The 25,365-nt window shown below is 56.5% G+C and carries 21 protein-coding genes, 1 tRNA gene and 1 pseudogene; 5 read left to right on the forward strand and 18 right to left on the reverse strand.

The window, feature by feature from the left end; translation table 11 throughout:
* Positions 1-57 precede the first annotated feature (57 nt).
* The 4 genes from WNY61_RS03125 to recA all read right to left on the reverse strand — a co-directional run bounded on the left by WNY61_RS03125 (position 58) and on the right by recA (position 5,023).
* Positions 58-783, reverse strand: a complete 726-nt coding sequence (locus WNY61_RS03125) for a phosphatase PAP2 family protein (protein WP_342850000.1) — start codon at positions 781-783, stop codon at positions 58-60.
* A gap of 81 nt (positions 784-864) precedes the next feature.
* On the reverse strand, positions 865-1,152 hold the full coding sequence (locus tag WNY61_RS03130; protein ID WP_007119573.1) for a DUF1330 domain-containing protein: 288 nt from the start codon (positions 1,150-1,152) through the stop codon (positions 865-867).
* A gap of 5 nt (positions 1,153-1,157) precedes the next feature.
* Entirely contained in the window at positions 1,158-3,815 is a 2,658-nt protein-coding gene (gene alaS / locus WNY61_RS03135; RefSeq protein WP_342850001.1) for an alanine--tRNA ligase, read from the reverse strand.
* A gap of 137 nt (positions 3,816-3,952) precedes the next feature.
* Positions 3,953-5,023 carry a recombinase RecA gene (gene recA / locus WNY61_RS03140; RefSeq protein ID WP_342850002.1) on the reverse strand — a complete coding sequence of 357 codons (1,071 nt, stop codon included), beginning with the start codon at positions 5,021-5,023 and terminating at the stop codon, positions 3,953-3,955.
* 203 nt (positions 5,024-5,226) lie between these two features.
* Here recA and WNY61_RS03145 point away from each other — a divergent pair, with 203 nt between their 5' ends.
* Positions 5,227-5,820, forward strand: a complete 594-nt coding sequence (locus tag WNY61_RS03145) for a gamma-glutamyl kinase (RefSeq protein WP_342850570.1) — start codon at positions 5,227-5,229, stop codon at positions 5,818-5,820.
* Positions 5,821-5,854: 34 nt separating this feature from the next.
* Here WNY61_RS03145 and WNY61_RS03150 read toward each other — a convergent pair whose 3' ends face one another.
* The 3 genes from WNY61_RS03150 to guaB all read right to left on the reverse strand — a co-directional run bounded on the left by WNY61_RS03150 (position 5,855) and on the right by guaB (position 10,923).
* Positions 5,855-8,089, reverse strand: a complete 2,235-nt coding sequence (locus WNY61_RS03150; protein WP_342850571.1) for an ATP-binding protein — start codon at positions 8,087-8,089, stop codon at positions 5,855-5,857.
* Between the two features lie 175 nt (positions 8,090-8,264).
* Complete coding sequence (locus WNY61_RS03155) at positions 8,265-9,425, reverse strand: RsmB/NOP family class I SAM-dependent RNA methyltransferase (RefSeq protein WP_342850003.1); 1,161 nt, start codon at positions 9,423-9,425, stop codon at positions 8,265-8,267.
* 49 nt (positions 9,426-9,474) lie between these two features.
* On the reverse strand, positions 9,475-10,923 hold the full coding sequence (gene guaB / locus WNY61_RS03160) for an IMP dehydrogenase (protein ID WP_342850004.1): 1,449 nt from the start codon (positions 10,921-10,923) through the stop codon (positions 9,475-9,477).
* Positions 10,924-11,113: 190 nt separating this feature from the next.
* On the opposite strand from guaB, the gene WNY61_RS03165 reads away from it, so the two are divergent.
* From WNY61_RS03165 to WNY61_RS03175, 3 genes are all read left to right on the forward strand, one after another.
* A complete protein-coding gene (locus tag WNY61_RS03165; RefSeq protein ID WP_342850005.1) occupies positions 11,114-13,174 on the forward strand; it encodes an ASKHA domain-containing protein in 2,061 nt (686 codons plus the stop codon).
* A complete protein-coding gene (locus WNY61_RS03170) occupies positions 13,174-14,019 on the forward strand; it encodes a methyltransferase domain-containing protein (protein ID WP_342850006.1) in 846 nt (281 codons plus the stop codon). The genes WNY61_RS03165 and WNY61_RS03170 overlap by 1 nt, the downstream gene beginning before the upstream one ends.
* Positions 14,020-14,060: 41 nt before the next feature.
* Positions 14,061-14,134, forward strand: a tRNA-Gly gene (locus tag WNY61_RS03175).
* Between the two features lie 928 nt (positions 14,135-15,062).
* Here the strand turns inward: WNY61_RS03175 and WNY61_RS03180 are convergent.
* Positions 15,063-16,562 (reverse strand): S8 family serine peptidase, encoded by a 1,500-nt coding sequence (locus WNY61_RS03180; protein ID WP_342850007.1) that lies wholly within the window; start codon positions 16,560-16,562, stop codon positions 15,063-15,065.
* A 174-nt stretch (positions 16,563-16,736) separates the two neighbouring features.
* Here WNY61_RS03180 and WNY61_RS03185 point away from each other — a divergent pair.
* Positions 16,737-17,131 (forward strand): annotated as a pseudogene (locus WNY61_RS03185) (IS3 family transposase); the annotation flags it as partial.
* 37 nt (positions 17,132-17,168) lie between these two features.
* On the opposite strand, the gene WNY61_RS03190 reads toward WNY61_RS03185, so the two are convergent.
* From WNY61_RS03190 to WNY61_RS03235, 10 genes are all read right to left on the reverse strand, one after another.
* Entirely contained in the window at positions 17,169-17,825 is a 657-nt protein-coding gene (locus WNY61_RS03190; protein ID WP_342850008.1) for a hypothetical protein, read from the reverse strand.
* A gap of 272 nt (positions 17,826-18,097) precedes the next feature.
* On the reverse strand, positions 18,098-19,978 hold the full coding sequence (locus WNY61_RS03195; RefSeq protein WP_342850009.1) for an AAA family ATPase: 1,881 nt from the start codon (positions 19,976-19,978) through the stop codon (positions 18,098-18,100).
* A 942-nt stretch (positions 19,979-20,920) separates the two neighbouring features.
* Positions 20,921-21,238 (reverse strand): hypothetical protein, encoded by a 318-nt coding sequence (locus WNY61_RS03200; protein ID WP_342850010.1) that lies wholly within the window; start codon positions 21,236-21,238, stop codon positions 20,921-20,923.
* Positions 21,226-22,074 carry a lysozyme gene (locus tag WNY61_RS03205; RefSeq protein ID WP_342850011.1) on the reverse strand — a complete coding sequence of 283 codons (849 nt, stop codon included), beginning with the start codon at positions 22,072-22,074 and terminating at the stop codon, positions 21,226-21,228. Before WNY61_RS03205 ends, WNY61_RS03200 begins: the two co-directional genes overlap by 13 nt.
* 63 nt (positions 22,075-22,137) lie before the next feature.
* Entirely contained in the window at positions 22,138-22,572 is a 435-nt protein-coding gene (locus tag WNY61_RS03210) for a hypothetical protein (protein ID WP_342850012.1), read from the reverse strand.
* A complete protein-coding gene (locus WNY61_RS03215) occupies positions 22,569-22,838 on the reverse strand; it encodes a hypothetical protein (RefSeq protein WP_342850014.1) in 270 nt (89 codons plus the stop codon). Before WNY61_RS03215 ends, WNY61_RS03210 begins: the two co-directional genes overlap by 4 nt.
* Positions 22,839-22,953: 115 nt before the next feature.
* Entirely contained in the window at positions 22,954-23,385 is a 432-nt protein-coding gene (locus tag WNY61_RS03220) for a hypothetical protein (protein WP_342850015.1), read from the reverse strand.
* Entirely contained in the window at positions 23,385-23,861 is a 477-nt protein-coding gene (locus WNY61_RS03225) for a hypothetical protein (RefSeq protein WP_342850016.1), read from the reverse strand. Before WNY61_RS03225 ends, WNY61_RS03220 begins: the two co-directional genes overlap by 1 nt.
* Positions 23,862-23,872: 11 nt before the next feature.
* Complete coding sequence (locus WNY61_RS03230) at positions 23,873-25,030, reverse strand: hypothetical protein (RefSeq protein ID WP_342850017.1); 1,158 nt, start codon at positions 25,028-25,030, stop codon at positions 23,873-23,875.
* Complete coding sequence (locus WNY61_RS03235) at positions 25,030-25,365, reverse strand: hypothetical protein (protein ID WP_342850018.1); 336 nt, start codon at positions 25,363-25,365, stop codon at positions 25,030-25,032. The genes WNY61_RS03230 and WNY61_RS03235 overlap by 1 nt, the downstream gene beginning before the upstream one ends.

The following is a 25,365-nucleotide window of genomic DNA, read 5'->3' on the forward strand; positions in this document are numbered from 1 at the left end:
CATCCGAACGATGCGCTGCCGTTTTTATGTCTGGAGGGGGGTTGGCGCAAGGCGCTGCTAAGTATCGCTCGCCTCTTGTTCGATATGCCCGCGTTTGGCCAAACTGCGCGCGACGAGAAGACACAGCACCGCCCAAGCGCCGCCGCCCAGCCATCCGGCTGCCACATCAGTGGGCCAGTGTACCCCCATATAGACCCGGCTCATGCCCACCAGCAATGTGAGCATCACAGCGACAGCGAGCGTATAGGCTTTGAGCGCCCATCGCTTTTGCGCCCGCGCCACCATGGCCCCAAGCGTCAAATACGCCACCGCCGCCATCATCGAATGCCCCGAAGGAAAACTTGCCGTATGCACAAGCGACCCATGCGGCACGAGGTCGGGGCGTGGCCGGTCGAAAAATTCCTTGGCGATGCTGCTCAGCACGATTCCGCCGCCCACGGTCGCGAGGATATAAAGCGCAGTGGACCACCGCCGCTGCAGCATGAAAAATACCGCGACCACCACCGTCGTCATCACCAAGACCGCCACGCCGCCCAAGGCTGTCAGGTCGCGTCCGATCTCCTCCACCCACCAAGGGCCGATGGGGTCAGAAAGGTCGCCGGGGGTGCGGAGGAATAGTAGTATCTCGCGATCAAGATTGCTCGTGCTGCCAGCCACGACTTCTTCGGTCAATTCGGCCAAAGTCCAAACCGCGATGATAGATAGGCTCATTAAGGCGAGCGTGGTCACCTCCACATGGCGGCGGCACCACTGGGCGAAGGCGGATATGCGGTCGAGGTTCATATGGTTCAACCTCAGTTTAGGGGGAAGGTTCCAGTAGGAAAAGCAAAGCGCCCCGCCTATTTGCTGGCGAGGCCGCTCCGATCATTCGTCGGTTTCGACGATCATCAATTCACGCTCAGACGCGCCGCGCGCATGGCTCAACGCCGCTTGGTAAGCGTCGGAGTGGTAGCATTTTTCTGCGGTTTCGACATCAGGGAAACGGGCCACAACATTGCGCGGCCGTTCTTTGCCCTCAAGCTGAACAAAACGCCCGCCACGTGCGATGAACTTGCCACCATGGGCAGCAATTGCTTGCGTGGCACCGGCGGCGTATTTCTTATACGCCTCTTCGTCGGTGACGGTGACATGTGCAATCCAAAGTGCGCCCATGGGTCTTATCCTTTCAAAATGTTTTCAGCTGCGGCAATCGCCGCATCCGCATTCTCAACCGAGGCACCGCCGCCCTGAGCCATGTCAGGCCGACCACCGCCGCCCTTGCCGCCCAGTTCCGCGACCGCCGCCTTGACCATGTCGACCGCCGAAAGACGATCTGTCAAATCCTTGGTGACGCCGCCCGCAACTGCCGCTTTGCCACCGGTGTCGGCGATCAACAGCACCGCGCCCGAGCCGAGCTTGGCTTTGTGCTCATCCACCAACCCCGGCAGGTCTTTGCCCGTCACACCGCTCAGAACTTGGCCAACGAATTTAACGCCATTTACCTCGCGGGCCTCTGGCGCTGCTGCGCCGCCACCCGACATCGCCAATTCACGACGCAATTGCGCCACCTCATTGGACAGGCTGCGGCGTTCATCAAGCAAAGCACGCACACGATCAGGAACGTCCGCGGTTGATGTTTTAAGTTCCGCCGCGACACGGCTCAGCGCCGCCTCTTGGTCTCGGAGCCAAGCCAGCGCTTCGGTCCCGGTAAGTGCTTCGATCCGGCGCACGCCAGAACTGCTGGCGCTGTCGCCCAAGAGCACAAAGGCACCGATGTCGCCCGTCTGGCGCACATGCGTGCCGCCACAAAGCTCCAAGGAATAGGTCGATTTGTTACTTCCCTTGCCAGAGCCTTCAAGCTGCCCCATCGACACAACCCGCACTTCGTCGCCGTATTTCTCACCGAAAAGCGCCTGCGCGCCCATGGCCCGCGCGTCGTCCGGGGTCATGATCCGTGTCTCAACAGGCGTGTTCTGGCGAACATAGTCGTTCACCTCACGCTCAACTTGGGTCAACTCCTCGGGCGTCAGCCCTTTTGCGTGCGAGAAATCGAACCGCAAACGGTCATGTGCGTTTAGCGAGCCGCGCTGCGAAACATGATCGCCAAGCGCGTTACGCAGCGCCTCATGCAGCAGGTGCGTCGCCGAGTGGTTAGCCCGGATTGCACTGCGCCGGGCGCGATCGACTTCCAACACGGCAGACTGACCCGGCTTAACTTCGCCTTCGATCACATGCCCGAAATGTACGAAAACACCCGCCGACTTGCGCGTATCGGTCACGTTAACGATGCCGGTCTGCGTGCGGATCACGCCCGTATCGCCAACCTGCCCCCCGCTTTCGGCATAGAAAGGTGTCTGGTTCAATGCGACCTGAACATCGCTCCCTGCAGATGCGGCTTCGACCTTATCGCTGCCCTGCACCAATGCAACGATCTGTCCCTCGGCGCTTTCGGTATCATACCCCAAGAATTCAGTGACGCCGCTTTTATCAGCCACGTCGAACCAGACGGTCGCATCCGCCGCTTCGCCCGACCCAGCCCAAGCCGCGCGGGCTTTGGCCTTTTGCGCCTCCATCGCGGTGTTGAAGCCATCAGTATCCACAGCGCGGCCCTTTTCGCGCAACGCATCCTGCGTAAGGTCCAGCGGAAAGCCAAAGGTGTCGTATAGCTTAAACGCGGCTTCGCCCGGCAAGGTCGCCCCCTCAGGCAGGCCGTGCAGCTCATCGTCCAACAGTTTCAGACCCCGATCTAGCGTCTGTCGGAAACGGGTTTCTTCCAGTAACAATGTCTCGCGGATCAGCGACTGCGCCTGACCCAGCTCGGGATAGGCCGCGCCCATCTGCTGTACCAAAGACGGTACCAATTGATGCATTAATGGGTCTTTAACGCCCAGCAAATGCGCATGCCGCATGGCGCGGCGCATGATACGGCGCAACACATAGCCACGACCCTCGTTCGAGGGCATGACCCCATCGGCGATCAAGAAAGACGTCGACCGTAGGTGGTCCGCAATGACCCGGTGGTGGGTTTTACCCGGCCCATCGGGGTCGGTGGAAGACGCATGGGCGCTGGCTTCGATCAAGCTGCGCATCAGGTCTGTGGCGTAGTTGTCGTTGGTGCCTTGCAAAAGTGCCGCAACCCGCTCGATGCCCATGCCGGTGTCAATCGATTGGTTCGGCAGTGGCTGGCGCGTGCCATCCTCAAACTGCTCGTATTGCATGAAGACGAGGTTCCAGATCTCCACAAACCTGTCGCCATCTTCCTCTGGCGATCCTGGAGGGCCGCCCCAAATGTGGTCGCCGTGATCGTAGAAGATTTCGGTACACGGCCCGCAGGGACCGGTTGGGCCAGCGGACCAGAAGTTATCATCAGTGGCGATGCGGATAATTCGTTCGTCTGGCAGGCCAGTATGGGCTTTCCAGATTTTTACCGCTTCTTCATCTGTGTGGTAGACAGTGACCAGCAAGCGGTTCGGATCAATGCCGAACTCTTTGGTCAACAAGTCCCAGGCAAAGGGGATCGCTTCTGATTTGAAGTAGTCACCAAAGCTGAAGTTGCCCAGCATTTCGAAGAATGTGTGATGGCGTGCCGTATAGCCCACATTGTCGAGATCGTTGTGTTTGCCGCCTGCGCGCACACATTTCTGCGCCGATGTGGCGCGGCTGTAATTGCGCGTCTCGACCCCGGTGAAGAGGTTCTTGAACTGCACCATACCGGCAGCGGTAAACATCAGCGTCGGGTCGTTGCGCGGCACCAGCGGGCTGGAGGGCACAACCTGATGCCCCTGCGCATCGAAGTAATTCAAAAAGGTTGAGCGAATTTCATTCAGCGTCTTCATGGGCGAGGCCTTCCGGGGCAGATTGGGTCGATTCCAAATACCCCTCAGCCCCGGCGCTGTCTACCGTTGCTGCCAACGAAAAAGGGGGCGCAGCCCACGGCCACGCCCCCTTTGTAAGCTCGGAACCCAAAGTAAGTTCAGGCTTCGAGGATATCAGCGTCATCCTTGGCTGGGCCGGCAGAATCCAACCCATGTGCGGCGCGGATTTTGTCTTCGATCTCCGCGGCCATGGCAGTATTCTCTTTTAAGAAGTTCTTGGCATTTTCACGCCCCTGCCCGATCCGCTCGTCGCCATAGCTGAACCACGAGCCCGATTTATCGACCACGCCAGCTTTCACCCCAAGATCAAGTAGCTCACCCATCTTGGAAATGCCTTCGCCATACATGATGTCGAACTCGACCTGTTTGAACGGCGGGGCGACTTTGTTTTTGACGACCTTTACCTTGGTCGCGTTGCCCACGACTTCGTCACGGTCCTTCAGCGCACCAATGCGGCGGATGTCGAGCCGGACAGAAGAATAGAACTTCAGCGCATTGCCGCCGGTCGTTGTCTCGGGCGAGCCGAACATGACGCCGATCTTCATCCGAATCTGGTTGATGAAGATAACCATACAGTTGGATCGGCTGATCGACCCTGTAAGCTTACGCATGGCTTGGCTCATCAGACGCGCCTGCACGCCGACACTGCTGTCGCCCATCTCACCCTCAAGCTCAGATTTGGGCGTCAAAGCCGCAACCGAGTCGACGATGACCATGTTTACCGCGCCGGACCGCACAAGCGTGTCCGTAATCTCAAGCGCTTGCTCGCCCGTATCGGGTTGCGAGATCAGCAGCTCGTCAATGTCTACGCCAAGTTTTTTGGCATATTGCGGGTCAAGCGCATGTTCCGCATCAACAAAGGCACAGACGCCACCGGTTTTTTGCTGTTCTGCAACGCAGTGCAGTGTCAGCGTGGTCTTACCGGAAGACTCTGGGCCATAAATTTCGATAATACGCCCCATTGGCAAGCCGCCAATGCCAAGCGCGATATCAAGGCCAAGCGAGCCAGTGGAGCTCGCTCTAATATCCTGGACTGCCCCTTCGGCGCCCAGCTTCATGATCGACCCTTTGCCGAACTGACGTTCGATCTGGGCCAGCGCGCTGTCGAGCGCCTTTTGCTTTTCTGCGGTTTTCTTGCTGTCCATTGTCAAAAGATCTGCCGTTGCCATTAGGTTCATCCCTTAGTGTCACAGTGGCGTCCCGGCGGCAATCGCCTGCACGCCGCGCTGCGCATGTTCTTCTAATGTTCTCTATGAGGGTAAACGAAGAACATTTCAATCATTTTGTTTGTGCTTTAAGTTTTCTCTGGAATGGTAAAGAAATGGTTTACCCTACAAAAATTGATCCGTGCGCAGCAGGGGATAAGACACGCGTGATAATTTTCTTCAAAGAACGGCTGGCCTTTCTATCGGTGCCCAAGACTGGAACCACCGCGTATGAAAAGGCTCTTGCCCCGCGCGCGGACATGATAATATCGCAGCCCCCGATGCTGAAACATGCGCCCGTTTATCGGTATAACCGTTTCATTCGGCCCATGTTCCTCAAGGTCTGCGATGCAGAGCTAGAGCTCATGGCCGTGATGCGTGAGCCAATTTCATGGTTGGGTAGCTGGTACCGCTATCGCCAGCGCCCCTTTATGGAAGGTAAGCCCAACAATACATTCGGGATTACATTCGATGAATTTGTGATGGCTTATATGAAAGGAGATAGGCCGGGATTTGCCGATGTGGGGAGCCAATTGAAGTTCATGGAAACCCAACCCAATGGCACCGGTATCACCCACCACTTTCGCTATGAAGATCAGCAACGGCTACGCATTTTCTTGGAGGACCGGTTGGAATTAAGTCTATCCCTCGGTCAAGAGAATGTCTCCCCGAAGATGACGCTTGAGCTCTCGCCAAATGTGGAAAAGCGGTTTCGTCGGAAATTTGCGACAGAATTCGAGCTTTACGAGTCGATCCCTTAATCGACGTTAATCACCCTTTGGTTTGATAACAGAGTTAGTGCAGCTGGTTATGTACCGTATTGGTCAGATCGGTCAGCGAGAATGGCTTTGGCAGGAAGACTGAGTTCGGAATCTTTGATTGCTCTTCGCCGAAATTATCCTCCGCATAGCCTGAGACGAAGACGACGCGCACATCTGGACGCTGTTTGAGAGCTTGGCGCACCCAGCTTGGGCCATCCATCCCCGGCATCACAACATCTGTTACGAATACATCGATATCAAGATCCTTATCCTCAAGTGTCTTCAGCGCGGCTTCGGCGGATTCTGCTTCCAGCACAGTATAGCCGCGCAGGCGCAGTGCGCGGCTGGCGAATGCGCGCACCGGGGCCTCATCTTCAACCAGCAAGATCACCCCGTCCGACCGTGGTGGCGGCCCCTTATCGGGTGGGGATACTACTGCACGCGACACGGTCGTGGGTTGCCCTTCAAGTACAGGGAAGTAGAGGGTGAACGACGTCCCCCTGCCCACCTCGCTATCAACAAATATAAAACCGCCGGTTTGTTTGACGATGCCGTAAGCTGTTGAAAGGCCGAGGCCTGTGCCCTCGCCTGTCCGCTTTGTCGTAAAAAACGGCTCAAATATCTTTTGCAGCTTATCCCGCGGGATCCCGGTGCCATCGTCGTTCACCTGCACCGTCACAAATCGCCCGGCTGGGACGCTGACGCGGTCCCGTTCTAGCGGATGGTCAAGAGTGGTCACTTCCGTCACGATACGGATCTCGCCCCCGGCGGGCATCGCGTCGCGCGCGTTTACGACGAGGTTCATCAAAACCTGCTCCAACTGACGCTTGTCTGCGCGAATGGGGGCAAGCACTGGGTCGTGACTAAGGGTGAGGGTCACCTTTTCCCCGACCAAGCGATTTAGCAGATGAGTTAGATCAGCCAGCGTATCGCGCATGTCGAGCGTTTCTGGCCGCAGGGTCTGTTTTCGGGAAAATGCCAGCAATTGGCCCACCAGTGCTGCAGCGCGGTTGGCATTCTGGTTGATCTGGACGAGATCGCTGAAATCCGGATCGCCTTGATCATGGCGCAGCAAAAGCAGGTCGCAATGGCCAGAAATCGCAGTAAGAAGATTATTGAAATCATGCGCCACGCCGCCGGCCAATTGCCCAATCGCCTGCATCTTCTGGCTTTGTACGAACTGGGCCTCTAGCGACTTTAACTCAGTCGCGTCTTGCAGAACCGCAATTAATGCCGCCTCCCCGGACTCGGAAATCCGGTTAAGCGAAACCTGCACGAAAATTTCGCGATCCGTGCGGGTCAGCCTTAGAAACTCTGACTTTTGCACCAGCCGCCCCGCCAGACTGTCGTCTAACCAATCTGAAATTGAGCGCCCTAAACCTTCCATAAGCTGCGAAAGGTGAGCTTCGCGTCGCAACGACACGCCCAGCAATTTCGCGGCCATGCGGTTGAATGCTAGTACGGTCCCGTCCGGGCCAAGTTTGATCAGGGGCACGGGCAGGTCTTGAAAAGTTTCCCATCCGAGTTCGCTGGGCGAGATGATTTCATCCGGGGGCGGCAGGAGGTAGAGCGCGCGGCGGTTGGCACCGGCATCGATTTCCGCCACCAACACCTGTCTACTACCTTCAGATGTTAATAATTCGGTCACCGCACCGGGCGTTAACGGAAGGGAATTGAACAATCTGTCCAGAGACTTCACCCGGTGCCCGACGAGGGTCCGTGCGGCATCATTCATGAACAGTATGGCTCCGCTGCGACCAACCATTACCATCGGTAGAGCCACACCTTCTTGAGAGCTGCGAGGGCCGTCCCGGGCAGGGACCGGGTCAATGCGCCATAAAAATCTTTCGTTGGTAAGTTGGTGTACGGATATTCTGACTGGCCCCTTGCGGGTGATCACCTCTTCGCGCGCATTACCGCTGGCCGTTGCCCGCGACTGCAAGCGATAGAGAAGTCCGACAGGATTAGAAAAATGTGCCTGCAGAGCCCGTGCAAGGGTCTCTGCATTCAGTTCACCAAACTGCACCTCCGCCGCCTGATTGCGGTACAAAATTTGCCTGTCTGTTGTTACAATAAAACTAGGGGTGCCGTCCTTTGCTATGAAATCTGCCACCCCGTTGCTGGTTGCCTGATCCCGCGCCTGAGCGCGCAGGTGCAGGCCCAAGTAACCCAATGATATTATAACAAGTGTTACGGCGGAGGCGGCAAGGCCGATTGTCATTACCGCATCGGTGCTCTGGAGCGCGAGACCGCCGGTAGCCAAAGCCATAATGCCCGGCAACCATAGCCGCCCGAGGCCTGTCTGGCCGCCAATCGCTGAATGCCGGACGTCCTGCTCCACACAAATCCCCTCACAACCGAATCACACGACTATTACGTGCGATAGAGGTTAAGCGGGCTTTAACTCAGATCGCTTTGCACGCATTGGTTGATTATGAGGAAGTTTAGTCGCGCGTCAACTGTGCTGAAAAGAAGCCGTCGCCATCAGGGGTTACATCATAACGGTCCATCCGCGCGATTTTCCACGCCGGATGTCGGGTCAAAAAGGCTTCAACCCGCGCCTCATTCTCTTCGCGGAACAACGAACATGTTGCATAAGCCAACACACCCTGCGGCGCCGTAAGTGCCGCTGCAGTCTCGAGAATCTGATCCTGAATGCCGGTCAGCTCTGCTAGGCGATCGGGGGTCAACGTCCACTTCCCTTCCGCAGCACGTCGCCATGCACCCGAGCCCGAACAGGGCGCGTCACATAGAACAAGATCGTAGGGACCGCCTGCCTTGGCCTGTTCGGTATCGGCCAGAGTAATCGAAACGCCTGCTCGCTCAGCGCGGGGGGTAAGATCGCTCATCCTGCGCGGGTCAATGTCATGAGCGGTGATTTCGCGAGACGGGTCCATTGCCAAAGCCAACGCTTTGCCCCCGCCGCCAGCGCAGTAGTCAAGCACCCGACCACCCAAAGGCAAAGCGGCGACGACCGCCTGGCTCGCAGCATCCTGCAATTCGACATAACCATCACTAAAGGCGCGCGAATTTCGGATGCGGCGGGTGCCTTCGGTAACTGTCAGAGCGGCATCAGCGAGGGGATTCGCGCAGGTTTGAACGCCATCCTCCGCGAGCAATGCCTGTGCGGCAGGAACTTCAATCCGCGCCGTGTTCACGCGCAAACAGATCGGACCGCGTGCCTGTAATGACACGGCGACTGCGTCCGCCTTATCGCCAAGCGCCGCGTCGAAAAGGGGCAAAAGCCAGTCAGGAAGATTGTTCTTTGTAGCGCGGTCTTCGGGCGCGTTCGGGACCTGTCGTTCTTCGTCGCTTAGCGGAGTCGGTGCATGGCCTTCGCCCGTGAACAAAGTGTCAAGATCAGCGCCCTGCCCGTGCAGCACACCAATCATCAGCGCCCGACCAGTGTCACCACATCCAAAATGCGCCGCCGTACGCCTCTGACGTAGTACGTCAAAGACATGGTCGCGCACGGCGGCTCGGTCTTTGGAGCCTGCAAATCGGCTCTGCCGTGCCCACCGTGTTAACGCCTGTTCGGCGGCCAGCCCCCCGGCGATCGCGTCAAGAACTTGTATTGCAGCCGATACACGCGCGCCCGGGGTCATGCCGTCTTCCTTGTATTAAGAACGACCCTTAGGCCGTTGCTTTTGTTGATTAACCGATGCGATAGTTCGGAGATTCCCGGGTGATCTGCACGTCATGCACATGGCTCTCTTTCAGCCCCGCACCCGTGATTTTCACAAAGCTACAGTCGCGGCGCATCTCATCAACGGTGGCACAACCGGTATAGCCCATGGCCGCACGCAGACCGCCCACGAGTTGGTGGAGCACATTGCCCGCGCTGCCCTTATACGGCACCTGGCCTTCGATACCTTCTGGCACCAACTTGTCCGAAGCCGCGTCTTTCTGGAAGTAGCGATCCGCCGAGCCGCGTGCCATGGCGCCCATGCTCCCCATACCACGGTAGCTTTTGAAGCTACGGCCTTGATACAGAATGACTTCACCCGGGCTTTCGTCGGTCCCAGCGATCATGCTGCCGACCATGGCGCAGGAGGCACCAGCGGCAATGGCCTTGGCGAAATCGCCGGAGAACTTGATGCCGCCATCTGCGATGATCGGCACGTTACCCGCCGCCGCCACACAATCCATGATAGCTGTCAGCTGGGGCACACCGACGCCAGCGACCATCCGCGTGGTACAGATGGAGCCGGGGCCGATGCCGACCTTGACCGCATCGGCGCCCGCGTCGATCAACGCGCGGGTTGCGGCACCGGTGGCCACGTTGCCCGCGACAACCTGTACATCACCGAAATGTTTCTTTGCCCGCGTCACCGCAAGGGCCACACCTTCGGAGTGACCATGCGCCGTGTCGATCACAATCATATCGACGCCGGCGTCAACCAGCGCTTCAGAGCGCTCAAAGCCCGCATCGCCCACCGTGGTGGCGGCGGCAACGCGCAAACGGCCAAGATCGTCTTTGCAAGCGGTTGGGTTCAGCACGGCCTGTTCGGTATCGCGCAGGGTCAACAGCCCGGTCAGCTTGCCTTTGGCATCGGTCACCAGCAGCTTTTCGATCCGGCGCGCCTTCATCAGGCTGATCGCCTCGTCGCGGTCGGCAGGCTCTTGCAGGATGGCAAGCTGGTCAGAGGTCATCATCACCGAAACAGGCGTACGGTCGTCTGAGGCAAACCGCATATCACGGTTCGTGACGATGCCCAGCACACGGCCACTTTCATCCACCACCGGAAAGCCAGTCACGCGGTAGCGTTCCTGCAGTTCCTTAGCATCCGCGAGGGTCTGGTCGGGGCGCAGGGTGATCGGGTTGTAAACGATGCCGGATTCAAAGCGCTTGACCCGACGCACTTCGCGGGCCTGCTCTTCAACCGTAAGGTTGCGGTGCACAACACCCATGCCCCCGGCTTGCGCCAATGCAATTGCCATGCGGCTTTCGGTCACCGTATCCATCGCCGAGCTGAGCAGCGGGATGTTGAGCGCGATGCTCTGCGTGACGCGGGTTCTTGTATCTGCGGTAGACGGCAACACAGAGGACGCCGCGGGAACCAGCAGTACGTCATCAAAGGTCAGGGCCTCACGAATCTCCATTTAACACCTCGGTCTGGATGGGTTCATTTGGCGGTTTCCTATTTCACGGATGACCCGGATTGGAAAGACCTATTCCCCGGCGTAAGCCGCAAGGCAAGAATGACGCGCGCGCTGCACGAATTGCCGCCCCGCATCTTTCCCCTGCCGCGCGGAACGCTATGGTGGCGCAAAGCAGTAAAGGACGGCCCCGATGAGCAGCGATCCCCTCGTAATTTTCACCCCCTCTGGCAAGAGAGGGCGCTTCCCCAAAGGCACGCCAGTGCTGACCGCCGCACGGCAGTTGGGGGTTGATCTGGATTCAGTCTGTGGCGGGCGCGGCATCTGCTCTAAATGCCAGGTCTCGCCGGGGTATGGCCAGTTTTCGAAACATGGCGTCACTGTCGCAGCTGATGCTTTAAGCGAATGGAACGCGGTTGAAGAACGGTACGACGAAAAGCGCGGGCTGAAGGAAGGCCGCCGTCTGGGTTGTCAGGCCACGGTGCAGGGCGACGTGGTGATAGACGTGCCGCCAGAAAGCCAAGTCCACAAACAGGTCGTGCGCAAACGCGCCGAAGCGCGAGATATTGTGCTGAACCCTTCGGTGAAGCTGTTTTACGTTGAGGTGACAGAGCCCGACATGCATGAACCCTCGGGCGATCTGGAGCGCCTGCGCACCGCGCTCGCCGAGCAATGGGAGTTAAAGAAGGTTACTGCTGATTTGCACATCCTACAGATGATGCAGCCTGTTCTGCGCAAAGGCGCCTGGAAAGTCACAGTCGCTGTGCATCTAGGCGATCAGGAGAACCCGCCGCGGATCATGAACATCTGGCCGGGGTATTACGACGGCACCGTCTATGGGCTGGCGGTCGATCTCGGCTCCACCACCATCGCGGCGCATCTGTGCGATCTGCAAACGGGCAAGGTCGTGGCCTCCTCTGGTGTGATGAACCCGCAAATTCGTTTTGGCGAAGACCTGATGAGCAGGGTCAGCTATTCAATGATGAACCCCGAGGGCGCGCAAGAAATGACCCGCGCGGTGCGCGACGGGATGAACGCGCTCTTTGCTCAAATCGCCGAAGAAGGGGCTGTTGAGCAAAGCCTGATCGTCGATGCGGTCTTTGTCTGCAACCCGGTGATGCACCACTTGCTGCTTGGCATTGATCCCTTTGAGCTTGGCCAAGCGCCGTTCGCGCTTGCGACCTCTGGCGCGCTGCGACTGCGGGCTGAAGACCTAGATTTGAAAATCCACCCCTCTGCGCGGGTCTACCTGCTGCCCTGTATCGCAGGCCACGTGGGGGCTGATGCCGCCGCCGTTGCCCTTTCCGAAGCGCCCGAGAAGTCCGACGATCTGATGCTGGTGGTTGATGTGGGCACCAATGCGGAAATCCTACTTGGGAACAAGGAAAAGGTGCTGGCATGCTCCTCGCCCACCGGCCCCGCCTTTGAAGGTGCGCAGATCAGCAGCGGCCAACGCGCGGCCCCCGGCGCGATTGAGCGTGTCGAGATTGACCCCGAAACCAAAGTGGCGCGGTTCAAAGTGATCGGGTCCGATATCTGGTCTGATGACGAGGGTTTTGAAGAGGCCGTCGCAAGCACCGGCGTTACCGGCATCTGTGGCTCGGGGATCATCGAAATGGTCGCAGAGATGCGCATCCACGGCATTGTCGACGCCCCAGGCCTGATCGGCAGCGCAGAGCAGACCGGCTCTCCGTCCGTCTTTGCCGATGGGCGCACCAACAGCTATCTGGTTTATGACGGCACCGACAAAGGCGGCCCCAAGATCACCGTCACCAACCGCGACATCCGTGAGATTCAGATGGCCAAGGCTGCGCTTTATTCCGGGGCGCGTTTGCTGATGGACAAATTCGGCGTCGACAAGGTGGACCGCGTTGTGCTCGCGGGGGCTTTTGGCGCGCATATCAGCCCCAAACACGCGATGGTGCTCGGCATGATACCAGATGCGCCACTCGACAAAGTGACCAGTGCTGGCAACGCCGCAGGCACCGGGGCGCGGATCGCGCTGCTGAACACCGACGCACGCGCCGAGATTGAGGCCACCGTGCGCGCGATCCACAAGATCGAAACCGCCGTAGAGCCGCGTTTTCAGGAGCATTTCGTTAACGCCTCTGCCATTCCCAACGCGGTGGAACCCTTCCCCATCCTCAACAGCCTCGTGGCCCTGCCAAACGTTACATTCAACACCGGCGGCGGTGGCGCAGGGGGTGCAGAGGGCGCGCGTGGCGGACGCCGTCGCAGAAGAAAGACGACGTGATGAGTGATCATAACAACAGCGATCAGATCGAATTCTGGACCAGTAAAGCCGGACACAAATGGGTCGCACGGCAGGCAGAGTTGGACACGCTTATGAAACCCGTGCTCGACGGCGTGCTGGCGCGGGCGGAACTGAACTCAGGACTACGCGTGCTGGATATCGGCTGCGGCGCAGGTGCAGCTTGTCTAGCGGCAGCCGAGGCAGTGGGCACCGCAGGCGTGGTGCTGGGTGTTGATGTCTCTGAACCTCTTCTCACCCTTGCGCGGAAACGCAGCGCCGCCCTGCCCCAAATCGCCTTTCACCATGGCGACGCGACGACACTTCAACTTGATCCGCCCTATGACCGCCTGATCTCGCGCTTTGGGGTGATGTTCTTTGCCGACCCTGTCTTAAGCTTTGGACGCATGGCCGCGCAGCTTACTTCCGGCGCACGGATCAGCTTTGCCGCTTGGGGGCAGATCCCTGAAAATCCCTTCTTCACCCTGCCCGCCCGTGCCGCCCGCGCGACCCTCGGCGCTATGCCCAAAAGCGATCCCGATGCACCCGGCCCCTTCGCGTTTCGCGATCCTGAGCGTATCCAAGCGATCCTCACGCAGGCAGGCTTTGCCGAAGTGAGATGCGAGGTAGCCAAGATTGACCTCACGCCCGCAGGGTCGGTCGAAGATCTGGCTCAACAAATGTGCGACATCGGCCCCGCTGGCGGGGCAATCACCCATTTCGAACCAAGTGCAAAACAGGTGAACGAGCTGCGTCAAACAATCGCCGACGCCCTGCGCCCCTTTGCGGAAAACGGCCCTTTCCGCTTGCCTGCCGAGATCAATTTCGCCACCGCCATCAAACCCTGACTTGACCTTCCCCGGCGCGCCGATTATCTGACCTTCAGCGCGCGGGTATGGTGAAAAGGTATCACGGCAGCTTCCCAAGCTTTAGTTACGAGTTCGATTCTCGTTACCCGCTCCATTGAATGTTCCCGAAAAACTTCATAAAAATAAGGCACCTAGCCTTATTTCTGCAGCCTAGTTCCAGCCATCTAAACCACATTGATCTAGGAAGAATCGAGAACGTCTGGGGCGGTTTCGGAACGCGAGTCCCAGAATTTCACCCAGACATCAATGAGGTCCATGACCTTTCGACATCTTCGGTGTAAACAAACGCGGAGCACCGCTAAACACCTAAATTCAATGGATAATCTCTTCCCATTGAGCTTAGGGGAACCACCGCAACTCACTAATGAGTTGCGCGTTTTGGGAAACGGTGTTCTTCAAACTCAGCTATCGAACCCAAAGCTGCATAGACTGGACACAGCAGCCGGACGCAGAGGGCTATAGGATGAACGGCCCGACAGCTAAGAGCAAAGAAACTACTGTGATGGAGGAATGTTAAGGATCATAACTCCATTCGTTCCATCAACCGCGTCCGCAACCTCACGAAGTTGCTCGCCGGTTGCAGCACGCGTGTCCGTTGGGAGGCATTGCAAGTGACGTAGTTGAACGCGTATCTTACTTCCTCGATCTGCGGATCGGTCTCGAGAAAACCCACCGGACAAATTGCTTCCAGTTGTAGTTTGTCCTGATACCCCTGTAACCACAAGACTCCCGGTTCTAGCAACGTTCATAGTATCACTAGCTTGCGCAGCCACAGAGATATCGAACGAGACATCGACAGTGCAGGGTACTAGGCCACGTGGACTATTCGCCGAAGCTGATTCAAACGCAGTGAATCCTCGGCCAAGCTCCGCCATTGCGGCTTCAAAGGTTATCGCTTTGGGCTTGGCAACCGTTAAAAACGGCTCCCCGCATCCAACCAAGATTACGAAGGACCCGACAGAAATATAATGCCTAATACCCATACTTAATCTCATTTACGTAAGCAGGAACCCAAACCGAATTTATTCTGGCAATAAAAACTTTGCGCTAAGCAAGGTCCCACACTTAACCGGACAGTGCTGATCAGAACGTTTCAAGCCATAGTTTACCATCAAATTAATTGCATCGTTTGGCGCAATAGTAGGATCCAGGGCGTAGATGTGAGCTGCCAGTCCTGATACGTGAGGCGCGGCCATCGATGTGCCATTATAGAACGCGTAGTCGTTAGCGACCATACTTAGGATACCATCTGGCAAGCCGTTCCCATCTAAATCTGCATCTATATCTCCGCCAGGTGCCATGATAGAAATTAGGGGGCCATAGTTAGAATACCTGCTAGCGAGTGATCCAGACATATCGCTAGCGGCGACCGCCATCACTCCAGGACACGATGCTGGAATAAAATCTTGGACATTTCTCGCTGAGTTGCCCGCCGCGACGATGATGAGGGTGCCGCTTTCTGCAACTCTTAAAAAATTCCGACCGAATGAGGGGCGGCACCGACCGACGCCTCCTAGGCTCATATTGATGATATCGGCCTTTTTTTGAACTCTTGGCAATCCTAGATCCATAAGAGTTTGGCTATCAAGTAAATCTGCTGACCACAGCACAGCGGTCATTATGTCTCGAAAATCACCTCCACATTTTCCCAAGACACGCACTGGCATGATGCTAACCTTTGGAGTAATTCCAACTGCACCTTTACCATTGTGCCCAAGAGCACCGATTATGCCAGCTACATGAGAACCGTGCCATGAATCCTTTGCAAGGGGGCCGCACGCGTCGCCTGGGTCTTCTGCATCACTATCCCAGCCATCACCATCGTTTGCAGCTGTCAAATCCGACACAAAGTCATAGCCAGGCACGACATTCGCGGCATCTTCATGGTGATACAGGAACCCTGTGTCCAATACAGCGACTACGACTTCATCGCTTCCAGAACTCCATTCCCATAGCGATGAGAGGTCAGTACCACCGGGAAATTTTCCGCCCCCTAAGATCTCGTCATTTGGCGAATAGTGCCATTGCTGAGCGTATAAAGGATCAGTGATTTCTTGACTATCAACACGATAATTCGGAAACCAGTCCTCAATTGTTTCGTCATTCTCAAGGATACCGGCTACTGTCTCTGCCCGCTTTTGCCGTAGAAAATCACCATCAACGTCGAACTCTGATGCAGATATTGGCAAAGAGGAGATCTGTAGTTCAAAAGTATTTGGAGCCAATTGCGTAGCAGTGACACCAAGAGAGGCTGCGGCGGCTAATGCTTGACCATCCACAAATGGGTCATCGGTAGGCTCAGCATACTCAACAATGATAGATTCAAACTCTCCAAGTTCAAGAAAGTCAATCGGCGTATAGCTCTCGATCTTAGAAAGCGCCATTTGATTCCGGCTATTAGCGGCATCTAGAATCGGCGCGTCGTGCTTGGGAAGCCGAAGTCCATCTGCGCTTTGAGCAACTATGGGAAAAGGTATCGAGGCTAACAACAAAGAGATCGAAACCGTGCGTAAACCTACCATCTGAATTTCTCCTCTCGAGAGAAGGCTCACATTCCGTATGCAACCCGTCAGGACGATGTTTCACCAGTCTATCACAAAAAGGTGTAGTCGACCATACTATGTATTTTATTCCTCTGTCGGTCGTGGCTCTACCACTGTTACAAGAACCGCGTTTGAGGTGCCCCTTTGCAAGGGCTGCTCAGTGCTGTCTGGCGGGGCAAGCCAAAGCACAAGGTAATGGTCCATTCTGTTCAAGGCTCCCAGTTCATCGGCAAGGAGTGGCAATCTTTTCTCGATAAGCACAATCTGGATGCAAGAATCAGCCGCTCGAGAATTGTCATGACAACGCGGTCGCAGAAAGCTTCTTCCATCTATTGAAACGGGAGCGGATCAGGCGGCGGACATATGTCACACGCGACGTTGCAAGGCGGGACGTGTTCGATTCAATCGAGATATTTTACAACCCAACACGCAAGCACACAAACAACGGCATGCTGTCGCCGGTTAACTATCAAACAGAACAGAAAAAAAGAACGAGGCAGGCATCTAGGAAACTAAGGGTATCTCAGTTTCCTACAAATGCTGTTTAACTAATGGAGAGTAGCGCAACCCGTCACGCACAGTTGTCTACGCGCGGCGATTATTCTGATACACCCTAAGCTCATGGCAAAGATGAGCCCCAGTTGGCATATCCGCCATATCAAGTGTTACCGTGACATTAAGCCTACTTCCTCCATCTATTTCGCGGGTGATGCCTTCCCAGATTACCTTGTCCGACTTTGCTACATAGTCACCTGGAGCAACGTGGCAGGAAAACACAGCACGGCCCTGATTTTCAAACAAGCCGGGTATAACAATCGCGTTAGTCTTTGGTTTCTGGACAGCAAGAGGCCTATTTATGTATTCTCCTGCACCACCAATCATATGCTGGAAGAGAAGTTTGGGCTCACTCAAAGCTCTTAGTTCATAGCCTAAGTGCCGGACAATTTCTTCTTCATCTCTCAAAAATGATCGTATTTCGCCGCTTCCGTGGATTGAGAAGCGACGCTCTCCACCGTCTGGGAGCGCTTTATCTTTTCTAAATACAATCGCTCCAGATGAAACATCTTGCTCTGTCAGCTCTGTACCTCCGCCGAAATAGGTTGTGTAGAAGCTGCCGTCGGCATTGAATGCTAAATTGAAGAGACGAATGGGACTAACGAGGGCCGGAAGTGGGATCGGAACATCTTCAAGTTTTGTAAAGAAGCTAACGGATTTTCCGTTCCACTCAACGAGCTTAGTCATTCTTAACTCCTACTTGAGTTTTGCAGCAGTACGCTTGCTCTGCGGCACTTGGTGAACACTGTGTGTGTCTACGCTCCGCGCAATATTATTGAGGTGTCCCTAGTTTCTTAGAACTTCGCCTCATTCATTTTCTTCTGTTTCATTTCATAGTCAACCGGTGACAGCATGCCGTTGTTCGTGTGTTCCTACCCGAAGTACTTAATAGGTCACAGCACAGCGGATTACCGCTTCGTTTCTAGCAAGGTCAATGGCGGGACTTGGAAATACCTGCTTCATTTTGGGCCGAATTTTCCTAACCAGTTGCCATCGACAAGCGCTATCGAACTACCTTGAATTTTGCTAACAATGATATCGAAATCGCCTCCGACCTTTGCGGCGACCTTCTGTCGGACCACGCGCTGGAGTTTTTTTCCGTGGCAAATTTCGAATGGAAAAGGATCAGTGCTAACAGCCGGCCGGAATGATTTGCCCGCAGGCCCTTTTCCAGTGGAGGGTAGACCCGACTCTAGCCATTCCTTTTTTTGCCGCAGCCGTGGCGTATCATAGAGCTTTTGCTGCAGCACAGCGCGTGCCTTGTCGAGAGAAGTTACGAATTCATCGCGATTTTCTGCGATCGATGATTCGATGCAAGCCAAGATTTCATCCTTTGTTAACTCTGGCAGCGTTAAGGCTATGTGCTCTGGTGTTGCGAAGAGATGCTCAATATCATTGAGTTTCGTAAATATTTCGCTGATTCCATCTACGTTATTGGCATTGCACCAAGAATTAAATTGCAACTCTTCAAACCTTAGTTCATGTTCATTTCGGTAGTCCCGATCTCTATGGATAAGAACTGAGAGATCAGGCCGAAGGTCCCGAAGTAGGATGCCAAGCCTCCTCGCACCAGAGAGATTCTCACAACCACTGTAGGACAGCACTGCTACATCCGACCCGGCGCCATTCGCTTCGGCATAGATTCTCACAAGATCCGTGTTGAAGTCTTCGGTTAATAGAATAATCTTTTTCTGAGGATCAAATGCTTCAGCGCCTATCCCTAGCGCTCCGAGCCTCATCAGAAGGGGCACCGCTGGCAAATTCTTGTCATCTAGCGCTACTTCTGACCCGTCCTCCATCCAGCATACATTTACACTATCCCTCCTGTTCATCTCCTGGATAATTTGGGGTGAATGACTGGCAAGAACGATTCGTGTTTTGGTCCGGTGCGTCAGACCTATAAGAGCTTCGAGTAACTTTGATTGGCTGTCTGCGTGCAGATGCGAGTCTGGCTCGTCAAGCAAGAGTAAAGCAGGCTTAAAGAAGCATGAATATGCCAAAATTTGAATGACTTGAAGCATTCCGGTTGATGCCAGATCAAGGGGAATTACTTTTCCGTTGATGGATACCCGTATATCAAGGAATTGTTCAATATCCTCATCATGGTCGACTATTATTCTAGCGCCATCATAAATATGGGCTAGCAGTAAGCAAAAAGACTTCCATTTGCTTTCTGGAAGCTCATCGATTTCGCTGTCATTAAAATCAGCTTCTTCCCACTCCTCATCATTTTCCTCGGTCCAGCCTTCTTCATCATGAAACAGATGGTACAAAAGACTACGGAGGTAGGTGTTAGCATCCCCCTGCATTGCTCCTGCAGCTAGAGCCCCCCTAGTTCGCAATTCCTCTTTGATCGAAATGCCAGAAAGTCCGGGTGTGAATATCGACGCTGAGGAGCCATCACTAGCTATTAGCCCCGCAAATTTTTTTTTACCCCTTATGCGCAGGCTGATGTTCGCATTCTTCCCCCTCTTCACTTCCAGTACGAAACTGCCGTATTCCGGCTCCTCCCCTTCTTCGATCACACAATCAAAACCGATCTCGAACCCCTTGCGCTCCGTGGCTGCACCGCCATGCCGTAAATCAAGGATTTTTTGTGTAGGATGAAAAGCTACATCATCATCCCCAACAGAACCGACAAATATTGGCTCCCCCTTCCGATTATTTCCGCGATATGCGGCTTGGAGAAGTGAAACGCAGAGCTGTGCCGCTTTTAGCACGCTACTTTTCCCGCTGGTATTGCCGCCGACTAGGGCGGTCACAGGCAGGACATCAAGTTCTAGTTTTTGTATCCTTTTAAAGTTGGTGATTGATATTTTTGAGACTTCGACCCGGGACAATTGCGCATTCCTGCTAAATGTAACATCGCCTCAACCGAGACGGTCAAATCCCTTCCACTTAAAGGCGGCTCAGGTCAAGTGCTAAGGTCGCGCCATTCGATTCCAACCGACCGTCGGAGCTGCGGTGGATAAACAGTCGACAAGGACCAATATTGCTATATCTGCTTTATCGTGCTGTACGACGCCACTGAGCTAGGCGAACCCTATCCCTGTAGACCAGAAAGTTTTCTCCGATGATGAAATGGCTTTTTTTAGGCTTATACTTGTTAGTTGGTTTAGGAGTTGCGATGGGCAAGCCGCTCACGATGGAACCGAGAGCTCTGCAATTTTCCATCAGAGTGTTGATTTGGCCCGCTACGCTAGCCCAGGAAGTCTCACGAGATTTGATGCGGTAGACGGGAAAATAGTGCAATTAGCAGCCGTCCCCCCCTGAACCGTCGATAACAAAATAACCCAAGCTGGGCGCTCACATCGTCATCAGTGGCTTCTTTGGGAACTTGGTGACATACGGCCATCCAGTACCGCAACGACAGGTCGCGCGTTTCTCAAACTCGTAATCTGTGATACCATCCGGCAAATCAGGCGGCCTAAGTGTGACGCCCTGACCGCAAGCCCAGCATTTCACCTCGATATGCGTAGTACCGGTTTGAAACAGTCGATCATCCAATCTTTGCGGCTCACTTCCGATAGGTTTCCCACAACGGGCATATAGCACTCCCTGAAACGCAAAAAAGCCCGCGCTACCGATCAAGGCAGCGCGGGCAAGTTGGGGTAGCATTACAGACAGGACGAGTTTGAAATGCTGAATATTAGCCTTTCTTTAGTTTAGTGAAATGCAGCTGGACCCCGCTGTCGGGATGCTTTCAAAGGCAGCCATACAAGTCGCACTGCCGTGATTGGTAAACGATCCACTCCGCGACCGGCCGGTCCTGCGCGATCGCATCAATTGTCGCGGGTTGCGCCTTTGGCGGCCGGCGACTGACGTCCCTGAACAACGCCCCGCTGCTCACATTGCTCGGCGGTAGACAGGACCCTGCAGAGAGCACGATCCAGATCGGGATCAGACAGGTTTTCAATTTCATCTTGGGTTCCTTTCGAGTCCTCGATGTGCTGAAGGCGCTCGGCGTTCTGGTTTGCGCGAAGTTCTCGCTCGCGATCATTGGCGGCGTCTGTCCGCAGCCAGATCACCACACCGATCAGGATCGCCACCCCTACCCCACACGCGACCAGTTGCGCCTGCAGGTGACTTAAACCAAACACAGCGTGACCTCTTCAGTGCGGCGACGCACCAGTCCCCGCACCACCTTGCCGCCCGCCTTGTTCCACCAGCTGATCGCCTGACAGCCGCCCTCGATGTCGCCTGCGTTGAGACGGCGGGTCGCAGTGCTCTTGCCCGCGCCAGTCCAGCCCACATTGAACGCGAGGCTCGTGTAGGCAGCCTTACGGGTCGGCGGCAGCCAATAGGTCTTTGCTTTTTCGTTGACATAGGCCAGCCACTCGTCGCGATACTCTGCGATTTCTGCTATCAGCAGCGCCTTGCACTGAGCGTCTGTCTTGTGCTGCCCGGGCCCGGCTGTGCGAGTGTGGCCGTAGCAGATCGTCCAAACACCCACGATATCTCGATAGGCTGTGTGGCGCTTGCCTTCCCATTTGGAGATCAGCTGGAATGCAATCTCATCGAAAGGGTCTTTGGCCACCACTGGCGTTGGAAGCATCGGCGCTAGAGGCTTAGAAGCCATTGCTGGAATGATCTGTGCTTGGATGCTCGCCTGGGCCGGCGGCTCCGGAAGCACCGCTTCCTCATACAGCGCGCCACCGATGGACTTCACCAGCATGAGCGCCCCGAACAAGAAGGCGGTCCAGAAAATCAGCCGGCGCCCCATTCTGGTTTCAGGCACCTGACGCACAAAACGACCGAGGATTCCGAAGGCGAAGAAGACCAACGCGGCCGTGCCAAGCGGATAGGGATCAGCCTCAATCCCGAACAGTCCAAACAAGGCGTTCGGCAAGAGCAGCACCAGCAGGCCCAGCACCATGCTGACAAAGGAATACGAGCGCAGAACAACTCGCCAGTTTTCAATGAGGTATCGGTTCATGGGCATTCTCCAATGCTGGAAACCCCGCTGGCGGGGCTTGGGTGACGCAATGTGATGGGCTGGTTAGGTCGCGATCCTGAAGAAGGCGGGCGGCTGAGTATATTTGAACAGCAAGCCGCCTGGACAGGTGTAGTTCAGATCAACGCGCAGCTGGTATTCGCCCTCTGGCATGAAAGGCAAAGTCGGATATCGGTAGTCGAGATATGGATCGTCGGCGGAGCCACCTGACCATTCCGCATCTGGCAGGTCGTACACCACTCCATCTTGGCTGATCGCGGTGCGTTCGGAGACCACTGGGCAATCGCCACGGGCCTTCTCGCGCCAGATGCGCACAGGCAGAGCCTCACCAGCGCGGATTGGGCTCTTGAGCGTTTCTACCTTGCCGAAACCGCTAATTGGCTGCGTTCGGTCTGTGCGTTCATATCGAAAAGCCGTGAATGCCAAGACAACGGACAGTGCCACACAAACCACTGCGAGAAATCCAAACACCCGGATCATTTGAAAATCACCGATCGATAGGTCCAGAGAACGCCAAACAGTGTCACAACGATACCCCCCAATGTCGTTATACCGACGATGAGCAACTGCCTATCCTTGGCCGCCTCCGCTTCCTTCATCTGCGCGATCTCTTCGTGCAGTGCGCGGTTGTCAGCGCGCCACTCTGCTGCAAGGACTGTGTTTGCCTCACGAAGCTCCGCGACCGACTTTTCGAGCTGCTGGATCTTATAACCCGACAGGGTTGATTGCTGCGGGTCACCGGTCATTCGGCACCTCTCTGACTGGATGGGTTGGAAGCGTCTCTCAGAGCTTTGGCGTATATGCTGTGGTTTCCGTCAGTCGAACGTCCGAACCAAGCATCGAAAGGCCGCCCCTGCCCGTTTATCGGGGTAGCCCACAGCACTCTGCTAGATCGCCAGGACTGTACGTATGGGGCCGCGACAGCCCAATAGCATAGGCGCAAAGCTCACTGCAGAACCAGCCGCGATCACTGTTGATATCGACCGGCAACGCACTCAGCGCAGCCCGGAAGACATCATAGGGGAACCCGATCTCGTCTAGTGCCCTACCCCAAGCCTCGCTCATATCGACGCCGACCCGCGCGAACTCCCAATGTCCACGGTGAAACTCAATGCGCCGCTCACGCACGCAATTGCCGTCGCGCTTCGATGCCGACACCGCCCGAGCGGAGCCGCCCGGCTGCGGCTGGATGGCGACGAGCTCGCAATGCGAAAAACGGCTGCGCGTGATCAAACGCACAGCCGCATCCTGCCATCGCCCCGGCGCCTTGTAGAAGGCGAGCGTAGTGTGCATCAGCCGGTAGGCCAAGCGGCTTCGATTGCATCCCGCCCGGTTTGATCGAGGACACCCTCGGCAAGCAGAGTATCGAGCCCCTGCTGCACCAGCGGATCAGTCAGAACGAAGTTGCCCGAGTGCCGCTCCATAAGCCGCTGCACGAAGTTGACCTCGTCGCTGGCATGAGTGCCGTCGATGATACTAGTCGCCACCGCTGCGGTAAGCCCGCCCGCCACTTTGACCAGCGCCACATAGCGGACGTAATCTAGGGGCACCGGCACCTCCTGCGGCTCGGGCTCCGGCTTTGGTTCAGCGGTAAGTTCGGGGTCAGGAGGTAAAGCCCAAGCCCCGTCCCTAAATTCTGCGCGATATTCCATCCCGTGGACTACCTGCTCAAATTCTTGAGCAATTGCGGGGGGGAGGTGATCTGGATCGTAATCGATGATCTCAGCAACGGTGCGGATACCGTCCGTTTCTATAATTCTAGCCCACATGATAAATCTCCTTAAACCAGATACCAAACGATGACAGCTCCAGCGCCACCGTTTGGCGCGTTGGCTACTGTGTAGGCCGCGCCACAGCCCCCACCGCCGCCTCCATAGCCGCCAACGCCGCCCGGCGAGTTGTAGGCCCCACCGCCGCCACCACCGCCAAAGCCGCCGTTGCCGCCGGGGGTTCCGGCTGTCGTACCGCCACCACCGCCGCCACCGCCGCCAAAGCCGCCACCGCCGCCAAAGCCGCCGGAAGAATCGCCGCCGCCGCCGCCGCCACCACCGCTGGACCCCGATCCCGCAGGCGACACGCCTGTTCCATCTGAACCGCCGCCGCCGCCGCCTCCCGAAATTTCACGGAGGAACGTCCAAAGCGATCCCTCCAAGCCGGACTCAGCTCGAGTCGTACCGTATGCTCCTTTGGCAGAACCATTTAATCCAGCGCCTCCCGCTCCTGTAGCACCGCCCGCGCCAAAGACGCCGCCGCCGCCGCCTCCGTTATCGCCAGACGGGTCTCCCCCACGATTGAGAATTCCGCCCCCGCCGCCACCTTCGCGCGTTAGGGTATCACCACCACGACCGCCAAGGCCGCCGCCCCCGGCGCCCGCATACTCGGTCAGTTGTGTGCCCCCGCGTCCGCCCGACCCGAAGATAGAACCCGCACCACCGCCGCCGTTCCCACCACGCGGCCCGGAACCGCCTGCGAGCGCGCCGCCCGATCCGCCATTAGCGGCGTACCCACCTTTGACGGAAGCATGAACAGAAGCAGTGCCTCCCGGCGGGGGAGTGCCGGTAGTTAGAGTGCCGCCTGATCCGCCCGTGCATGTGAAAAGTGTCGTACCGTTCAAAGAGACAACAGTAGTGCCACCGGCACCGCCGACACCAGTACCACCAACACCAGCAGCACCATAGGTGATGTTAAGAACGTCGCCGGGGTCGACATCTACCAGACCGCCCGCCCCGCCAGCACCGCCGCCGCCGTTAGCCCATGTTCCGCTACCACCGGGTCGACCTCCCGCGCCGCCGCCGCCGACGGCATAAACCTCCAATTGCGTCACGCCTTGCGGCACGGTGAAGTCACCGGAAGCCAGAATTTCTCGACGGATATAGGGGAGCCGGAGGGACCCGCCGCCCGCTGCCGTCGCGCCGCCTTGATTGCCGATAATACCCATTAGGTGATCTCCATGATGCTTAGGTACACGTCAGCCGATGCCGCAGTGTCCGATGTAAGGTGGAGGCTGTCGCCAGCTTCCAGGACCAGCTTGCCGATTTCGTCAGGCGCCCATGCTTGCCCTGCCGCGAGGGACAAACCGAACGGACCGATCTTCGCGTATGCCGCGCCATCGTGATGCTCCAATGTGATCGCGATAGCCGCTTCAACGATTACGTTTGCCACCGACATGCCGATGACGACTGCCGTGGTGTCGGCCGGTACGGTATAGGCTCCGATCTGGGCGCGAGCGGTCCCCACGCCAATCTGCCGAACCCGTTTGAAAATAGATGCCAT

The organism is Sulfitobacter sp. AS92 (assembly GCF_038900015.1).
Lineage (GTDB): Bacteria > Pseudomonadota > Alphaproteobacteria > Rhodobacterales > Rhodobacteraceae > Sulfitobacter.

What these genes read in the sequence shown, in the direction of transcription:
- WNY61_RS03125 (WP_342850000.1), bottom strand. Translation starts at nt 783, where the DNA reads ATGAACCTCGACCGCATATCCGCCTTCGCCCAGTGGTGCCGCCGCCAT.
- WNY61_RS03215 (WP_342850014.1), bottom strand. Translation starts at nt 22,838, where the DNA reads ATGACCGGTGACCCGCAGCAATCAACCCTGTCGGGTTATAAGATCCAG.
- WNY61_RS03235 (WP_342850018.1), bottom strand. Translation starts at nt 25,365, where the DNA reads ATGGCATCTATTTTCAAACGGGTTCGGCAGATTGGCGTGGGGACCGCT.
- WNY61_RS03150 (WP_342850571.1), bottom strand. Translation starts at nt 8,089, where the DNA reads ATGGCTTTGGCTACCGGCGGTCTCGCGCTCCAGAGCACCGATGCGGTA.
- WNY61_RS03170 (WP_342850006.1), top strand. Translation starts at nt 13,174, where the DNA reads ATGAGTGATCATAACAACAGCGATCAGATCGAATTCTGGACCAGTAAA.
- WNY61_RS03190 (WP_342850008.1), bottom strand. Translation starts at nt 17,825, where the DNA reads ATGACTAAGCTCGTTGAGTGGAACGGAAAATCCGTTAGCTTCTTTACA.
- WNY61_RS03165 (WP_342850005.1), top strand. Translation starts at nt 11,114, where the DNA reads ATGAGCAGCGATCCCCTCGTAATTTTCACCCCCTCTGGCAAGAGAGGG.
- WNY61_RS03210 (WP_342850012.1), bottom strand. Translation starts at nt 22,572, where the DNA reads ATGATCCGGGTGTTTGGATTTCTCGCAGTGGTTTGTGTGGCACTGTCC.
- guaB (WP_342850004.1), bottom strand. Translation starts at nt 10,923, where the DNA reads ATGGAGATTCGTGAGGCCCTGACCTTTGATGACGTACTGCTGGTTCCC.
- WNY61_RS03230 (WP_342850017.1), bottom strand. Translation starts at nt 25,030, where the DNA reads ATGGGTATTATCGGCAATCAAGGCGGCGCGACGGCAGCGGGCGGCGGG.
- WNY61_RS03225 (WP_342850016.1), bottom strand. Translation starts at nt 23,861, where the DNA reads ATGTGGGCTAGAATTATAGAAACGGACGGTATCCGCACCGTTGCTGAG.
- WNY61_RS03155 (WP_342850003.1), bottom strand. Translation starts at nt 9,425, where the DNA reads ATGACCCCGGGCGCGCGTGTATCGGCTGCAATACAAGTTCTTGACGCG.
- WNY61_RS03205 (WP_342850011.1), bottom strand. Translation starts at nt 22,074, where the DNA reads ATGAACCGATACCTCATTGAAAACTGGCGAGTTGTTCTGCGCTCGTAT.
- recA (WP_342850002.1), bottom strand. Translation starts at nt 5,023, where the DNA reads ATGGCAACGGCAGATCTTTTGACAATGGACAGCAAGAAAACCGCAGAA.
- WNY61_RS03180 (WP_342850007.1), bottom strand. Translation starts at nt 16,562, where the DNA reads ATGGTAGGTTTACGCACGGTTTCGATCTCTTTGTTGTTAGCCTCGATA.
- WNY61_RS03220 (WP_342850015.1), bottom strand. Translation starts at nt 23,385, where the DNA reads ATGCACACTACGCTCGCCTTCTACAAGGCGCCGGGGCGATGGCAGGAT.
- alaS (WP_342850001.1), bottom strand. Translation starts at nt 3,815, where the DNA reads ATGAAGACGCTGAATGAAATTCGCTCAACCTTTTTGAATTACTTCGAT.
- WNY61_RS03130 (WP_007119573.1), bottom strand. Translation starts at nt 1,152, where the DNA reads ATGGGCGCACTTTGGATTGCACATGTCACCGTCACCGACGAAGAGGCG.